The organism is Sphingomonas sp. URJC2 (assembly GCF_059803575.1).
In genome coordinates, this window is the sequence record NZ_JAPFGX010000010.1 from 17,023 (window position 1) to 32,411 (window position 15,389).

Annotated in this window: 17 protein-coding genes; 5 read left to right on the plus strand and 12 right to left on the minus strand. The window is 69.0% G+C overall.

Annotated elements, in window-relative coordinates; all coding sequences use genetic code 11:
• Positions 1-4 precede the first annotated feature (4 nt).
• From OPU66_RS05885 to OPU66_RS05895, 3 genes are all read right to left on the minus strand, one after another.
• The gene (locus OPU66_RS05885; RefSeq protein ID WP_498552683.1) at positions 5-484 is read right to left on the minus strand and encodes a hypothetical protein; all 480 of its coding nucleotides are present in this window, start codon (positions 482-484) and stop codon (positions 5-7) included.
• Between the two features lie 51 nt (positions 485-535).
• Positions 536-892, minus strand: a complete 357-nt coding sequence (locus tag OPU66_RS05890) for a hypothetical protein (RefSeq protein WP_498552684.1) — start codon at positions 890-892, stop codon at positions 536-538.
• Between the two features lie 62 nt (positions 893-954).
• A complete protein-coding gene (locus OPU66_RS05895) occupies positions 955-1,524 on the minus strand; it encodes a response regulator transcription factor (RefSeq protein ID WP_498552685.1) in 570 nt (189 codons plus the stop codon).
• Positions 1,525-1,699: 175 nt separating this feature from the next.
• Between OPU66_RS05895 and OPU66_RS05900 the strand changes: the two genes are divergently transcribed.
• The 3 genes from OPU66_RS05900 to OPU66_RS05910 all read left to right on the plus strand — a co-directional run bounded on the left by OPU66_RS05900 (position 1,700) and on the right by OPU66_RS05910 (position 3,472).
• Positions 1,700-2,920: a molybdopterin-dependent oxidoreductase gene (locus tag OPU66_RS05900; protein WP_498552686.1), complete on the plus strand. Its 1,221-nt coding sequence runs from the start codon at positions 1,700-1,702 to the stop codon at positions 2,918-2,920.
• Complete coding sequence (locus OPU66_RS05905; RefSeq protein ID WP_498552687.1) at positions 2,917-3,231, plus strand: cytochrome c; 315 nt, start codon at positions 2,917-2,919, stop codon at positions 3,229-3,231. Before OPU66_RS05900 ends, OPU66_RS05905 begins: the two co-directional genes overlap by 4 nt.
• A 91-nt stretch (positions 3,232-3,322) precedes the next feature.
• On the plus strand, positions 3,323-3,472 hold the full coding sequence (locus OPU66_RS05910) for a hypothetical protein (protein WP_498552688.1): 150 nt from the start codon (positions 3,323-3,325) through the stop codon (positions 3,470-3,472).
• Between the two features lie 48 nt (positions 3,473-3,520).
• On the opposite strand, the gene cysN is transcribed toward OPU66_RS05910, so the two are convergent.
• The 7 genes from cysN to OPU66_RS05945 all read right to left on the minus strand — a co-directional run bounded on the left by cysN (position 3,521) and on the right by OPU66_RS05945 (position 11,260).
• Entirely contained in the window at positions 3,521-5,356 is a 1,836-nt protein-coding gene (gene cysN / locus OPU66_RS05915; RefSeq protein WP_498552689.1) for a sulfate adenylyltransferase subunit CysN, read from the minus strand.
• Positions 5,356-6,285, minus strand: a complete 930-nt coding sequence (gene cysD / locus OPU66_RS05920) for a sulfate adenylyltransferase subunit CysD (protein WP_498552728.1) — start codon at positions 6,283-6,285, stop codon at positions 5,356-5,358. The genes cysN and cysD overlap by 1 nt, the downstream gene beginning before the upstream one ends.
• Positions 6,286-6,382: 97 nt before the next feature.
• Entirely contained in the window at positions 6,383-7,267 is an 885-nt protein-coding gene (locus OPU66_RS05925) for an oxygenase MpaB family protein (protein WP_498552690.1), read from the minus strand.
• Positions 7,268-7,316: 49 nt separating this feature from the next.
• Positions 7,317-8,048, minus strand: coding sequence for a proteasome-type protease (locus OPU66_RS05930; protein ID WP_498552691.1), 732 nt, complete (start codon positions 8,046-8,048; stop codon positions 7,317-7,319).
• A 6-nt stretch (positions 8,049-8,054) separates the two neighbouring features.
• Entirely contained in the window at positions 8,055-8,867 is an 813-nt protein-coding gene (locus OPU66_RS05935) for a transglutaminase family protein (protein ID WP_498552692.1), read from the minus strand.
• Entirely contained in the window at positions 8,867-9,808 is a 942-nt protein-coding gene (locus tag OPU66_RS05940) for an alpha-E domain-containing protein (protein WP_498552693.1), read from the minus strand. The genes OPU66_RS05935 and OPU66_RS05940 overlap by 1 nt, the downstream gene beginning before the upstream one ends.
• Positions 9,809-9,841: 33 nt before the next feature.
• Positions 9,842-11,260, minus strand: a complete 1,419-nt coding sequence (locus OPU66_RS05945) for a circularly permuted type 2 ATP-grasp protein (RefSeq protein ID WP_498552694.1) — start codon at positions 11,258-11,260, stop codon at positions 9,842-9,844.
• A gap of 144 nt (positions 11,261-11,404) precedes the next feature.
• Between OPU66_RS05945 and OPU66_RS05950 the strand changes: the two genes are divergently transcribed.
• Both OPU66_RS05950 and OPU66_RS05955 read left to right on the plus strand, forming a co-directional pair.
• Positions 11,405-12,406 (plus strand): threonine aldolase family protein, encoded by a 1,002-nt coding sequence (locus tag OPU66_RS05950; protein ID WP_498552695.1) that lies wholly within the window; start codon positions 11,405-11,407, stop codon positions 12,404-12,406.
• Positions 12,403-13,338, plus strand: coding sequence for a DMT family transporter (locus tag OPU66_RS05955; protein ID WP_498552696.1), 936 nt, complete (start codon positions 12,403-12,405; stop codon positions 13,336-13,338). Before OPU66_RS05950 ends, OPU66_RS05955 begins: the two co-directional genes overlap by 4 nt.
• On the opposite strand, the gene OPU66_RS05960 is transcribed toward OPU66_RS05955, so the two are convergent.
• Both OPU66_RS05960 and OPU66_RS05965 read right to left on the minus strand, forming a co-directional pair.
• The gene (locus OPU66_RS05960; protein WP_498552697.1) at positions 13,248-14,069 is read right to left on the minus strand and encodes a Rossmann-fold NAD(P)-binding domain-containing protein; all 822 of its coding nucleotides are present in this window, start codon (positions 14,067-14,069) and stop codon (positions 13,248-13,250) included. The genes OPU66_RS05955 and OPU66_RS05960 overlap by 91 nt on opposite strands.
• 141 nt (positions 14,070-14,210) lie before the next feature.
• Entirely contained in the window at positions 14,211-15,389 is a 1,179-nt protein-coding gene (locus OPU66_RS05965; RefSeq protein ID WP_160593555.1) for an acetyl-CoA C-acyltransferase, read from the minus strand.

Below are 15,389 nucleotides of genomic sequence, written 5' to 3' on the forward strand. Positions count from 1 at the left end.
ACGCTCAGCCGATGGCGAGGGTGGGCCGCTCGTTGATGTCGGTAAAGCGCGTCCAGGCCGGATCGGGCTGGCCCGCGCTGATGCGCCGGTGGTGCCGGTAGGTGCCGACCGCCAGCAGGGCGAGCCCCGGCCAGGCGGATGCCATCACCATCGCGGCATAGAAGATCTGCTTGATGTCCGGCGCGAACAGCACCGAGACATGGCCGAGCAGCGACAGGCCGTGCGTGGCGCTGAGCCAGATCGGCCAGAAGCGGTTGGCGTTGAGCGCGATCGCCACCAGCGCGGCAAATGTCGCCAGATCGACGACGAACACGCCGTAGTCGACGCCGTTCGATACCCAGTGCCAGGCCGGTGCAACCATCATCGTCGCCACCGACGCGACCAGAAGCGTAAGTGCCGCCAGCCGTTCCGGCGCGCCGCCGCGCCACAGCGCAAAGCCGATGGTCAGTGCAAAAAGGATCGTGAAGGTCATCACGTGCCACATGCCGCCACCCGATCATGACGGATCGGGCACGGTCAAGCCTGTATTGGAGGATCACTGGGACACCGCGAGCCGCAGATGCGGTTCGCCCGCATCGATGGCCTGGGGCTTCGGACATTCGTGCCAGTCGCCATATGCGGCCGGGGGCAGGGCGAGCGCATCGCCCGCCGCCGCCAGGCTGGCATGGGCCTGGACGATGTGCTTGCGCGCCTGGACGAGCATCTCGAATGCCTTGGCGGCGTGCAGAAAGGCTTCCTGTCCGGTGGCGGCGGGCAGCCGCGCCTTCAGCCGCGCCTGCGCCATGGTGCCGGGCAGGCGACCGCCGCTGATGATCGCGAAATCGATCTGCTGCTCAAGCTCGATCAGCCCCGCGGTGATCTCGCGGGCGGCTTCGATCCGTTCGTGTTGCATGGCTCTCTCCTCCGCGCCGGACGGGGTCCGGCACGCACCAATCTGATGGTCGCGGGAAGGGCCTAGGTCGCGCCGCTGATCCGTGCCGCCAGGCCGATGAACAGGCTGGCGGCGAGGATCAGGCCGGTCATCACCGCTGCGATCCAGATCAGTCTGGAGGTGCGGTCAAGCTCGTTGCGCGGCCGGTCCTTCGTCGGAAAGGGCAGCGCGAGATTGGGTGCTGCCCGTTCCGATGGAGAGAGCATTGGCCCGGATGCCGCATTACCGGCCATCCCGGCTGCTTGAGTAGTCAAGCTTTGGGGAGGTGCCTCCCATGCTGTCGGGGGAGCGCCATCCTGCGCGGCGAGGGCGAGGGCGGGGGCGGGGGACAGGAAAGGTGCCGCGGCGGGTGAGGTGCCGGGCGGGGCGGCGGGTGCGCCGGCGGCTGCGCGTTCATGCGCCACGAACCGGCGCGCCGCCTCCATCCGGTCGGACAGGCCGAGCGTCGCCAGCGCCTCGCGGATATGCTGGTCGACCGTGTGGCTGGAAATGCCCAGCTCGCGCGCGATCTGCTTGGATGTCGCGGGCGCGGCCACCAGTCTCAGGCATTGCTGCTGCCGCGCCGTCAGGCGATTGAAAGCTGTCGGGTCCACCCGCTTGCCCATCCTGCCCCCGTCGCGCCCGTCGCCGGGCCGACCATCATCGTCCAGTTAGGCGGCGGCGGCGGGGCTGTCGAGATGCGAAGCTGTTGCGCCGTGATGACTTTTATTGATCGCAGGGACGCGGCCGGCGTTGCCCCCCGCACGGCCAGGCCATAAGGATGACGACATGACGAACGGCATGATCGGGCGCCGGCAGCTGCTCGCCGGGGTGGCCGGACTGGGCCTTGCCGGCGGGCCGCTGGAGCGGCTCGCCGCGCAGCAGGCCGATCTGCGCCTGCCGGGCGGTCCGTCGCTCCGGTCGCTGACCCGCGATTTCCCCGAAAAGGGCGAAATGATCCTCCAGCGCGGGCGGCCGCCGCTGCTCGAGACGCCGTTCGAGGTGTTCGATCAGGGCATTTTCACCCCCAATGACCGGTTTTTCGTGCGCTGGCACTGGGGCGATTTCCCGACCGGGATCGATCCCGCCGCATTCCGGCTCAAGGTTCATGGCCATGTCGCCCGGCCGGTCGAGCTGTCGCTGGCCGAGCTGCTGGCGATGCCCGCGCTTGAATATGCGGCGGTCAACCAGTGCGCGGGCAATTCGCGCGGGCTGTTCGAGCCGCGCGTGCCGGGGGCGCAGTGGCGGCATGGCGCGATGGGCAATGCGCTATGGACCGGCGTGGCGCTGCGCGACGTGCTCAGCCGTGCCGGCGTGCTGCCCGGCGCGGTGGCGGTGCGCTTTGCCGGGCTGGACGAACCGGCGGTCCCCGACGCGCCCAGGTTCGTGAAGTCGCTTGCCATCGATCATGCGATGGATGGCGAGGTGATGATCGCCCATGCCCAGAATGGCGCGCGCCTGCCGCTGTTGAACGGCTATCCGCTGCGGCTGGTGGTGCCGGGCTGGTATTCGACCTACTGGATCAAGATGCTGTCCGACATCGAGGTGCTGGACCGGGCCGATGACGGCTATTGGATGGCCAAGGCCTATCGCATTCCCGCCAATGCGACCGGCGATGCCGTGCCGGGCGCGCCGCCGGGCGAGACGGTGCCGATCACCCGCATGGTCACGCGGTCGTGGATCACCAGCCATCAGCATGGCGCGCGCATCGCCGCCGGCCAGCCCGTGGCGGTGGGCGGGATCGCGATGGGCGGCGATCAGGGCGTCGCGCGGGTCGAGCTGTCGCGCGATGGCGGCGCGAGCTGGCAGGAGGCGCGGCTGGGCCGCGATGCCGGGCGCTACAGCTTTCGCCGCTTCGATGCCGATCTGCCGCCGCTGCCGCCGGGACCGCTCAGCCTGTTGGTGCGCGCGACCAACACCGGGGGCGAGGTGCAGCCGCTTGCCCCCAATTGGAACGGGGCCGGCTATATGCGCGGCGTCGTCGAACGTCTGGATCTGATCGTCGGATGATGCGCTTTCGCTTGCTTCTGCTCGTCGCCGCCGGTGCGGCTGCGGTTCCGCTTGCCGCCGGTGGCCCGCCTGCGCCGGTCGCGGTCGAGCTGCCCGCCGAGGACCGGCTGTTCGACGGCCCCGATGCCGATCTGCTCAACGCCAATTGCGCCGCATGTCACGATGCCGGCATGGTGATGGTGCAACCGCCGATGACGGCGGCACAATGGTCGGCAACCGTCGCCAAGATGCGGACCGTCTACAAGGCCCCGGTCGCGGACGACGATGTGCCGCAGCTGGTCGCCGCGCTGGCGGCGCTGAAACGGGAGTGAAATCGGGTCAGGCGCGATTAAGCTCCGCTGCGCTTGAGGGGCGCTGACAGGGCCGCGCGGCAGGTCGCCGGCCGGGCTAGGGAGAGAGGATATGATGCAGATGAACCGCAACCGGGGTGTCGCGATCCGCGCGCTGGCCGCGCTCGCTCTGGCCGGCATTGCGCTCGCCGGCTGCAACACCGTGCGCGGGGTGGGCGACGATCTGAAGTCCGCCGCCGACACCGTCGACCGCAAGATGTGACCGGCCCGCCCGGCCGCCGCGGTCGCGGCAGCCGGGCGGCGGCCATGATCAGGGGATGATGCGGGCGATGATCGCGTCCGCGGCCTCTTCGGCGCTCATCCGGGTGGTGTCGATCACCAGTTCCGGGGCCTCGGGCGGCTCATAGGGGCTGTCGATCCCGGTGAAGTTCAGGATCTCGCCCGCCCGCGCCTTGGCGTAAAGGCCCTTGACGTCGCGCGCCTCGGCCAGCGCCAGCGGCGTGTCGATGAACACTTCGACAAACTCGCCCTCGGCCATCATCTGCCGCACCATCTGCCGTTCCGCGCGGAACGGCGAGATGAAGGCGGTGATGACGATCAGCCCGGCATCGGTCATCAGCTTTGCGACCTCGCCGACGCGGCGGATATTCTCGATCCGGTCGGCCTCGGTAAAGCCGAGATCGCGGTTCAGCCCGTGGCGGACATTGTCGCCGTCAAGCAGGAAGGTGTGGCGGTTCATCCGCGCCAGCTTCTGTTCGACCAGATTGGCGATGGTCGATTTGCCCGCCCCCGACAGGCCGGTCAGCCACAGCACCGCCGGTTTCTGGTTCTTGAGCGCGGCGCGGCGTTCGCGCGTCACGTCGAGCGCCTGCCAATGGACATTCTGGCTGCGGCGCAGCGCGAACCGGATCATGCCGGCGGCAACCGTCGCATTGCTGGTCTTGTCGATCAGGATGAAGCCGCCCAGATCGCGGCTGTCCTGATAGGGTTCAAAGGTCAGCGGCCGGTCGGTCGCCAGCTGCACCGCGCCGATGGCATTGAGGTCGAGCGTCTTGGCCGCCAGCTGTTCGAGCGTGTTGACGTTGATCTGATATTTGGGCGGCTGGAGCGTGGCCGACACCGTCTGGGTGCCAAGCTTCAGCCAATAGCCGCGCCCGGGCAGCAACGGCTCCGCCGCCATCCACACGACCATCGCCTCGAACTGGTCGGCGGCCTGGGGCGGGTCGCCCGCCGCCGCGATCACCGCGCCGCGCGGACAGTCGATTTCATCGGTCAGCGTCAGCGTGACCGACTGGCCGGCGACCGCGACCGGCAGATCGCCATTCGCAGTCACGATGCGCGCGATCCGGCTGATCCCGCCGCCCGGCAGCACGCGGACATCGTCCCCCGGCCGCACGGTGCCGGCGGCGATCAGCCCGGCAAAGCCGCGAAAATCCTGATCGGGCCGGTTCACCCATTGCACGGGCATGCGGAACGGCCGCCGCGCCGCGCGGTCCTGATCGACGGGCAGCGCGTCGAGCGTCTCGATCAGGCTGGGCCCGTCATACCAGGGCATGGCCGGCGAGCGCGTGGAGACATTGTCGCCGCGCAGCCCCGACACCGGGATGGCGCGCACATCGCTGATCCCGATCCGCGCGGCAAAGGCGCGGTAATCGGCGACGATGGCGTCGAACACAGTCTGGTCATGCCCGACCAGATCCATTTTGTTGACCGCAAGCACGACATGGTCGAGCCCGATCAGCCGGACGAGGAAGGAATGACGCCGCGTCTGGGTGAGCAGCCCCTTGCGCGCATCGACCAGGATGACGGCGGCATCGGCGGTCGATGCGCCGGTCACCATGTTGCGGGTATATTGTTCATGCCCCGGGCAGTCCGCGACGATATATTTGCGCCGCGCGGTCGCAAAGAAGCGATAGGCGACATCGATGGTGATGCCCTGTTCGCGCTCCGCATCCAGCCCGTCGACCAGCAGGGCGAAATCAATCTCATCGCCCTGCGTGCCGATGCGGCGCGACTCCGCCGTCAGGGTCGCCAGCTGGTCGTCGAGGATCTGGCGCGTGTCATGGAGCAGCCGGCCGATCAGCGTCGACTTGCCGTCGTCGACCGAGCCGCAGGTGATGAAGCGCAGCAGGCTGGTGTCGGTCATCAGAAATAGCCCTCCTGCTTCTTTTTCTCCATCGAGGCGGAGGCATCCTTGTCGACCGCGCGGCCCTGGCGTTCGGACCCGGTCGCGCTCAGCGTTTCGCGGATCACCGCGTCGAGCGTGTCGGCCTCGCTCTCGAGCGCGCCGGTCAGCGGATAGCAGCCGAGCGTGCGGAACCGGATCGTGCGTTCGACCGCCGTCTCGCCGGGCAGGAATCGGAAGCGCGCATCATCGACCATCAGGATCATGCCGTCGCGCACCACGGTCGGGCGGGGTGCGGCGAGATAGAGCGGCACCAGCGGCACATTTTCCAGCCGGATGTAGTTCCAGATGTCGATTTCGGTCCAGTTGGACAAAGGGAAGACGCGGATCGTCTCGCCCTTGGCCTTGCGGGCATTGTAGAGTCGCCACAGCTCCGGCCGCTGGTTCTGCGGGTCCCAGCGATGGCCGGCGGCGCGGAAGCTGAACACGCGTTCCTTGGCGCGGGCCTTTTCCTCGTCGCGCCGCGCCCCGCCGAACGCCGCGTCAAAGCCATGGGCGTCGAGGGCCGTGGTCAGCGCCTCGGTCAGCATTGCGCGGGTATAGACGGGGGTGGGGGTGTCGAACGGGTTGATCCCGGCGGCCGCCCCGGCGTCATTGTGATGGACGATCAGCTCGATCCCCAGTTCGGCCGCCATCCGGTCGCGATGGGCGATCATCGCGGCGAAATCCCAGCCACTGGCAATGTGCAGAAACGGAAAGGGCGGCCGCGCCGGATAAAAGGCCTTCATCGCCAGGTGCAGCATCACCGAGCTGTCCTTGCCGATCGAATAGAGGAACACCGGCCGCGCGCATTCGGCCACCACCTCGCGCATGATGTGGATGCTTTCGGCCTCGAGCCGCTGGAGATGGGTGAGCGTCGTCTGGTCCATGGTTGCGCGTCCATGCGGAATGCCGGGCCGCGACTGAAGCAAAAAACCCCTGTGGCGGCAAAAGCAGGCCTATCCGGGGAGACAGCTTGTCAGGGGGAGCCGCGCGAACGACCGCCCCTTATTCCAGCGCCCAGCGCAGTGTGCGTTGCAGCTCGCGCGTGCCGGCGCGGACCAGAGGGGCGAGGGGGCCGGACGGGGTGAGGCCGTGCATCGCCTGCGCCCATGGCGGCAGCAGGTCGACCGCCGCGCGGATCGCCAGCGTCCGCGCCGCCCCGGCTGCGCCGCCCGATCCGCCGCCGATCAGGCAGTCCGCAACCTCGGCGGTGCGGGCATCGTGGCGCAGCTCGGGCCGGAACCGGTCGATCAGCGCCAGCGCCGCGATCTGGCTTGCCGGCGGGTCGATCACGCCCATCAGTGCGCCCAGCCGGGCCATTTCGGCAAAATAGCGGTCGCGGTCGGCGGCGGGCATGCGCGGGTCGCCATAGCGCGTCCAGGCGGCAAGGAACGCCCAGCATTCGGTGACATGGACCCAGCCGAGCAGATGCGGATCATCGGCGCGGTAAGGCGTGCCGTCCGCCGTCACGCCGCTGACCGCGCGGTGGATGCGCGCCACCCGGTCGATCGCCGCCTGCGCCTCGTCCGCCCCGCCATAGGTGGTGAGCGCAATGAAGCGCGCGGTGCGGCGCAGCCGCCCGGCCATGTCGGTGCGGAACGCCGAATGATCCCAGACGCCCGCCAGCGCGCCGGGATGGAGCATCTGCAGCATCAAAGCGGCGATGCCGCCGACCATCATTGTCGTCACGTCGCCGTGCACGCGCCACGCCGCCGCGTGCGGGCCGAACAGCCCGTCCTCGCGCCGGATCACGGGCGGATCGGGCGACTGCGGATCGGCGAACAGCTCCGTCACCGCCGCCGCCAGACGCTGGCGCGCGCGCCCGGCAAAGGGCAGGGCCGCCAGCAGCGGCGGGGCAGAGGCGGGATCGGGCGCGCGGCGTGAGGCCATGGCCAGAGTCTGGGATGTCCGCGCCCGGGTTCAACCCCCGGCCGGGCGATCAGTAAGGCGGCGGCTCGATGCCGTCGACCGCGCGGGCGATCGCGTCGGACCAGCCGCGCGACAGGGCGCTGAAATAGGGATCATCGGCCTCGATCCGGTGCTGGACGACCGGGCGCGGCGCGCCGTTGCGCAGCGCGATCAGATCGATCGGCAGGCCGACGGCGATGTTCGCCCGCATCGTCGAATCGAACGAGATCAGGCCAAGCTTCAGCGCCTGATCGAGCGGCGTGTCGAAATGGAGCGCGCGATCGAGGATCGGCTTGCCATATTTGGCCTCGCCAATCTGCAGATAGGGCGTGTCCGGCCCGCATTCGATGATATTGCCTTCGGGATAGACGAGGAACAGCCGGTGCGGCTCGCCCCCCACCGATCCGCCGACGAGCAGCGTCGCATCGAACACCACGCTGCCCTGATTGAGGCTGTCATTGTCGTTGCGCGACAGGCGCAGCGCCCGGCCGGCGGCGAGCGCGGCTTCATAGATGCCGGGCACGCTGTCCCAGCTGTCGGGCTCGCCGCTTTCCTCATTGGGGGTGCCGCGGCGCATCCGCTGCATCGCCTGCTGGCTGGTCGACAGATTGCCCGCCGAACAGACGATGATCATCCGGTCAGGTCGGTCGGCGGCGATGCGCAGCTTGCGGTAGCAGGAGATGTTGTCGACCCCGGCATTGGTGCGGGTGTCGGCCATCATCACCAGCCCGTCGCGGACCAGCATGCCGATGCAATAGGTCATCGCCGCTCAGCCCTGCTGCTGTTCGCCGGCATGGCCGGCGCGGACATGGACGTGCATCGCCTCGGCCCCGCCGCCGCGCCGCGCGCCGCGCACCGGGGCGGCGTCGCGATAGTCGAGGCCGATGGCGACGCGCAGATAGGCATCGGTCGCGCAGATGCCGTTGGCGGGATCGAACGCCACCCAGCCGAGATCGGGGACCAGCGCCTCCACCCAGGCATGGGCGGCCTCCATCGCCTCATGCCCCGGCCGGGCGAGATGGCCGGAAACATAGCGCGCCGGCACCCCCAGGCTGCGCGCGGCGGCGCAGAAAATGTGCGCGAAATCCTGGCACACGCCGCGCGTGGCGGCAAAGGCGGTGGCGGCGGGCGTCGCCACATCGGTTTCGGTGACGTCGAAGCTCATATGCCGGTTGAGCGACGCGGTCAGCGCATGCAGCGTCGCCAGCACATTGCCCGAATCAAGCGTGCGCACCCAGTCGAGGATCGCGGCATCGGGCTGGGTCAGCTCGGTCGTGCGCAGATACACATCGGCGGGCAGGCGTTCGGCCGCGCGGACGATGCCCGCCATGTCGGTGACATCGGCCTCGCCGGTCACGGTCAGCGTCAGCTCGGTCACCTGACCCTCGACATAGAACATGATGACATGGTTGCCGAACGCATCCACGCCCTCGCGCATCGTGCCGTCGACATCGGCATCGACGCGCCAGTGGCGGACATATTGCGCGTCGCTGTTGCGCGGGGTGACGCGCAGCGCCTGCACGATCCCGCTGGCCGGCAGTTCGTAGCTGTAGCGGGTGTGATGGTCGACCTGGATGCGCATCAGAACTGGTATTGCTCCATCACCATCGCCGCGAGCGCGTTGTTCTCGGCCAGGAAGGCGGTGATATATTCATGCAGGCCGGCGCGGAAGATCGCATCCATGTCGCCGCGCATCAGCCGCCCCGACAGCGCGACCGCCGCGCGCTGCGCCGGGCCGCGCCGCCCGCTGTCCTGCGCCAGCAGATCAAGATAGCGGACCGCATCGTTCATGCACGCAGCGAGCGAACGCGGCATCCGCCGGTTGAGGATCAGTAGATCGGCGACCAGCCAGGGTTTCAGGCTGTCGCGATAGACATGGCGATAGGCGGTGAGCGCGGACACGGTCCTCAGGATCGTCGTCCACTGGAAATAATCGAGGCTGCCGCCCACCGGCTCGTCGCGCGGCAGCAGCAGATGATATTTGACGTCGAGCAGCCGTGCCGTGTTGTCGGCGCGCTCCAGCGCCGCGCCGAGGCGCAGGAACCAGTAGCTCTTGTCGCGCAGCATCGTGCGATGGGTCGCGCCGTCAAAGGCAAGCGCCGAGGCCTTCACATTTTCAACCAGCCGGGTCAGCGCCGGGCGGTTTTCCAGCGTCAGGCCGAAGCGCTGAATGTCCAGCCAGGCGGTGTTGATCGCTTCCCACACCTCGACGGTGAGCGCCGTGCGCACCGCGCGGGCATTGGTGCGCGCCCGTTCGATGCAGCAGCGCATCGACGAGGCGTTGGCGGTGTCGAGCGACAGATATTGCAGCGCCGACGCCTCGCTCAGCTGCGGGTGCTGTTCGGCATAGCCCTGGGCCACGCCCGCCGCCGCCAGCGCGCCCGACCAGGCCCCGACATCGCCGCCATAGGTCGAGGACAGGGCGGCAAGCCTGAGCGTCGCATCGATCAGCCGTGAGGTGAAATCGGCGCGCTCGACATAGCGCCCGGTCCAGAACAGATCGCCGGCGGTGCGCGACAGCATCAGCGCGGCTCCATAAGCGGGCGGAGGGCCGGTTCAGTCATCGAGCACCCATGTGTCCTTGGTCCCGCCGCCCTGGCTGGAGTTGACGACCAGCGACCCGTCGGCAAGCGCCACCCGCGTCAGCCCGCCGGGCACGATCTGCACGCCGTCACGGCCGGTCAGCACGAACGGGCGCAGATCGACATGGCGGGGCGCGATCCCGGCCTCGACCAGCGTCGGGCAGGTCGACAGAGCGAGCGTCGGCTGGGCGATGAACCGCGCCGGATCGGCGCGCAGCCGCTGGGCATAGGCGGCGCGCTCGGCGCTGCTCGCATGCGGGCCGACCAGCATCCCATAGCCGCCCGAGCCATCGACCTCCTTGACCACCAGCTCGTCCAGATGATCGAGCACATAGGCGAGCGAGTCCGCCTCGCGGCAGCGCCAGGTCGGCACGTTGCGCAGGATCGGCTCCTCGCCCGTATAGAAGCGGACGATTTCGGGCATGTAGCTGTAAATCGCCTTGTCATCGGCAATGCCGGTGCCGATGGCATTGGCGATGGCGAGATTGCCCATCTTGTAGGCGCTCATCATCCCCGGCGCGCCGAGCAGCGAATCCGGCCGGAACACCAAAGGGTCCAGAAACGCATCATCGACCCGGCGATAGACGACATCGACCCGGCGCGGCCCTTCGGTCGTGCGCATGTAGAGCACATCGTCGCGCACGAACAGGTCGCTGCCCTCGACCAGCTCGACCCCTAGTTTGTCGGCCAGAAAGCTGTGCTCGTAATAGGCCGAGTTGTGAAATCCGGGGGTGAGCACCACCACCGTCGGCTCGCCCTCGCAATGCGGCGGCGCGACCGAGCGCAACGTGCCAAGCAGCATGTCGGCATAGGTCTCGACCGGCGCGACCCGGTGCCGGTCGAACAGCTCGGGCAGCAGCCGCATCATCACTTCGCGGTTTTCGAGCATATAGGACACGCCCGAAGGGGTGCGGGCATTGTCTTCCAGCACATGGAACTCGTCGGCGCCGGTGCGCACGATGTCGATGCCCGCGATATGGGTGTAGATGCCGTGCGGCGGCTGCCGCTCGATCGCGGCGAGGCAGAATTGCGGGTTGCGCAGCACCAGTTCGGGCGGGATCAGCCCAGCCTTCAGAATCTCGCGCGGGCCGTAAATGTCGCTCAGAAAGGCGTTGAGCGCGGTGACGCGCTGGATCAGCCCGGCCTCCAGCTTCGTCCATTCGCTGCGCGACAGGATGCGCGGGATGATGTCGAACGGGATCAGCCGTTCATCGGCCTGGGCGTCGCCATAAACGGCAAAGGTGATGCCGATGCGGCGGAAGAACAGCTCTGCCTGAGCGCGGCGGGTGTGCAGATATTCGGGCGGGGTTTCGTCCAGCCAGGCGCGGACCGCAGCATAGGGCGACCGGACCGGATCCGCCCCCATTTCGTCAAAAGCCGGTTTTCGCGCCACCCGTGCCCTTTCCCCCTGAGACAGGGAGTTTGTGCGGTGCAGCAGCGGCGCGCAAGACCAAAAATGCCGCCGGTCCGCCCATGGCCGGCAATGCGCCCGCCGCGCCGGATTGACCGGCCGGGCAAAGCCCCGCAGATGCAGGCCATGCGCTTTTTTTCCGACAATGCCGCGCCCGCTCATCCGGCCGTCATGGCGGCGATCGCCGCCGCCGACCGGCTCGACACCGCTTATGACGGCGATGGCTGGTCCGCGCGCCTCGACGATGCGTTTTCGCAGCTGTTCGGCACCGAGGTCGCGGCTCTGTGGGTGACGACGGGGACGGCGGCCAATTGCCTCGCGCTGGCCGCGCTCTGCCCGCCTTATGGCGGCGTGCTCTGCCACCGCGAGGCGCATATCCAGGTCGATGAAGCGGGCGCGCCGGCGTTCTTCACCGGCGGCGCGCAGCTGATGCTGATCGACGGCGCGGGCGCGAAGCTCGATCCCGCGACCGTCGCCGGTTTTGCCGACCAGATCCGGCCCGATGTGCATCAGGTGCAGCCCCATGCGCTGTCGATCACCAATGCGACCGAATATGGGTTGGTCTATACGCCCGACGAGGTTGCGGCGCTGGGCGCGCTTGCCCGCGCGCGCGGCTGGGGCCTGCATATGGACGGGGCGCGCTTTGCCAATGCGGTCGCGCATCTCGGCTGTTCGCCCGCCGACCTGACCTGGCGGGCCGGGGTCGATGCGCTCAGCTTCGGCTTCGTCAAAAATGGCGGGCTGTGCGCCGAGGCTCTGATCCTGTTCCGCCCCGATCTTGCCGCCGCCACCCGCATCCGCCGCAAGCGTTCGGGCCATTTGCTGTCCAAGGGGCGCTATCTGGCCGCGCAGATCCTCGCGATGCTCGACAATGACCTGTGGCTCGCCAATGCGCGGGCCGCCAATGCCGGGGCGGCGCGCCTCGGCGCGGCGGCGGGCGGCCGGCTGCTCCACCCGGTTCAGGCCAATGAGGTGTTCGTGGCGCTGAGCGCCGATGAGGCGGCGGCGCTGCGCGCCCAGGGCTTTGATTTCTACGACTGGGGCGTGGGCGCGGCGCGGCTGGTGGTCAGCTGGGATCAGGACGAGGCGGCGATCGCCCCGCTCGCCGCGGCGATTGCAGCGCTGTGAGCGGCGCGGCGAACATCGGCGGTGCGGATCGGCGGTCTGGCGGCGCATGGGGCGTCGTGGTGCCGTTCGCCATCGTCACGCTGATCTGGGGATCGACCTGGCTGGTCATCCGCGATCAGCTGGCCGCGGTGCCGCCCAGCTGGTCGGTCACGTACCGTTTTGCCGCCGGCAGCATTGCCATGGCCGGCTATGCGCTGGCGACGCGCACGTCGCTCGCGCTGCCCCGGCCGGTCTGGGGGATCACTCTGCTGCTCGGGCTGGCGCAGTTCGTCGTCAACTTCAACCTTGTCTACCGGGCGGAAGCGCACATCACATCGGGGCTGGTCGCGGTCATCTTCGCGCTGCTCGTCATCCCCAATGCGCTGCTCGGCCGCATCTTTCTGGGTCAGCAGCTGTCGCGTGGCTTCATCGCCGGGTCGGCGGTCGCGCTCGCCGGGATCGGGCTGCTGTTCGCGCATGAATGGGGGGCGGGGGGTGCCGCCGGCGCGCGCACCGGGCTGGGCATCGCCCTGTCGCTGCTCGCCGTGCTGTCGGCATCGTCGGCCAACATCCTGCAGGCGCTGCCGCGTGTCCAGCAGGCCCCGCTGGTCAGCGTGATGTGCTGGAGCATGATCACCGGCACCATCGGCAATGCGCTCTGGGCATGGATCACCAGCGGCCCGCCTGCCTGGGATCCGCGCCCCGCCTATCTGGCGGGCATCGTCTATCTGGGCGTCGCCGCCTCGGCGGTGGCGTTCATGCTCTATTACCCGCTGATCCGGCGGATCGGCGCGGCGCGCGCGGCCTATTCGGGGGTGATCATCCCGGTGATTGCGATGGCGCTGTCGACGCTGTTCGAAGGCTATCGCTGGACGCCGACGGCAATGGCGGGCGGGGGGCTGGCGCTGATCGGGCTGGTGCTGGCGCTGAGCGCGCGCAGCCCGGCGCGGTAATCGGGATAAGCGGGCGTCCAGCCGAGCACGCGCCGCGCCTTGCCGTTCGCCACCCGGCGGTTTTCGGCATAAAAGCCGCGCGCCATCGGCGATAGCGTCTCAAGCGCGACAAAGGGCGGATCGGGCAGGTCGAGCAGCCGTGCGGCATGGCAGACGACATCATTCTGCGGCGCAGGCTCGTCATCGGCCAGATTATAGGCCCCGGCAGGGGCGGCGAAGCCGGCGATTACCCCGCTGACGATATCGTCGACATGGACGCGGCTGAAAATCTGGCCGGGCATGTCGACCCGGTGGGCGCTGCCCGCCATCACCCGGTCGAGCGCGCTGCGTCCCGGCCCGTAAATCCCCGGCAGGCGGAACACCCGCGCGCCAAGTGCCAGCCAGTCGCCATCGGCCCGCGCCCGGGCCGAGCGGCGGCCGCTGCCGGTCGGCGCGGTTTCATCGACCCACGCCCCGCCGGCATCGCCATAAACGCCGGTCGACGACAGATAGCCCAGCCACGCCCCGCACCCGGCGAGCAGCGGCCCGTGGCGGGCGAGCACCGGATCCTCCTCGCCCGCGGGCGGCACGCTCGACAGGATATGGGTGGCGCGGGCGACCATCGCGGCGACCTGTGCGGGGTCATCGAGGATCGCGCGCGTCACCGCCTCGACCGCCCAGCCCTGCGCCTGTGCCGCCGCGATCAGCCGCGACGCCGTATAGCCCGGCCCGAAGACGAGCAGGCGGTTCATCGGCGGACCGGCCGCCGGACGGGAAGGGGAAAGCGGGAAGGGGGCGTTGCCATCGCCCCTGACTGCCCCGGCCGGCGCCGCTTTGTCAAAACCGGGGCGATGCGTGCCGGCCGGGCGCGGAGGCCCGGCCGGCAGTGCGGATCAGAGGACTTCGAACAGGCCGGCAGCGCCCATGCCGCCGCCGACGCACATGGTGATGACGACATGGCGCGCGCCGCGGCGCTTGCCCTCGATCAGCGCATGCCCAACCATGCGCGCACCCGACATGCCGTAAGGATGGCCGATCGAAATCGCGCCGCCATTGACGTTCAGCAGCTCATTGGGGATGCCCAGCTTGTCGCGGCAGTAAAGCACCTGCACGGCGAACGCCTCGTTCAGCTCCCACAGGCCGATATCGTCCATCTTCAGGCCGAACCGGTCGAGCAGCTTGGGGATGGCGAACACCGGGCCGATGCCCATTTCATCGGGCTCGGTGCCCGCGACCGCCATGCCGACATAGCGGCCAAGCGGGGTCAGGCCGCGCTGTTCGGCAAGCCGCGCTTCCATCAGCACCGATGCCGCCGCGCCGTCCGACAGCTGCGAGGCATTGCCGGCGGTGATGTTCATGTCCGGGCCCATCACCGGCTGGAGCGACTTCAGCCCGTCAAGCGTGGTGTCGGCGCGGTTGCCCTCGTCCTTGGCCAGCGTCACCTCCTTGTAGGTGACTTCCTTGGTTTCCTTGTTGGTGACGGCCATGGTCGCGGTCACCGGCACGATTTCGTCGTCGAACTTGCCGGCGGCCTGGGCGGCGGCGGTGCGCTGCTGCGACTGGAGCGCATATTCATCCTGCGCGTCGCGGCTGATGCCGTAACGCTTGGCGACGACTTCGGCGGTCTGGAGCATCGGCATGTAGATGGCGTTGTGCATCGCCAGCAGCTCGGGATCGGGGGCGACGCGCATCTGCGGTGTCTGGACGAGCGAGATGCTCTCGACGCCGCCGCCGATCGCCACGTCCATCTGATCGTCGATGATCTGCTTGGCGGCGGTCGCGATCGCCATCAGGCCCGACGCGCACTGGCGGTCGACCGACATGCCCGAAACGGTGACCGGCAGCCCGGCGCGCAGCAGCGCGGTGCGGGCGATGTTGCCGGCCTGATGGCCCTGCTGGAGCGCGGCACCGAATACCACGTCCTGCACCTCGGCCGGGTCGATGCCGGCGCGCGCGACGGCGGCGCTGATCGCATGGCCCGCCAGCGTCGGCGACGGCAGGTTGTTGAACGCGCCGCGATAGGCACGGCCGATCGGCGTGCGGGCGGTGGAAACGATAACGGCGTCACGCAT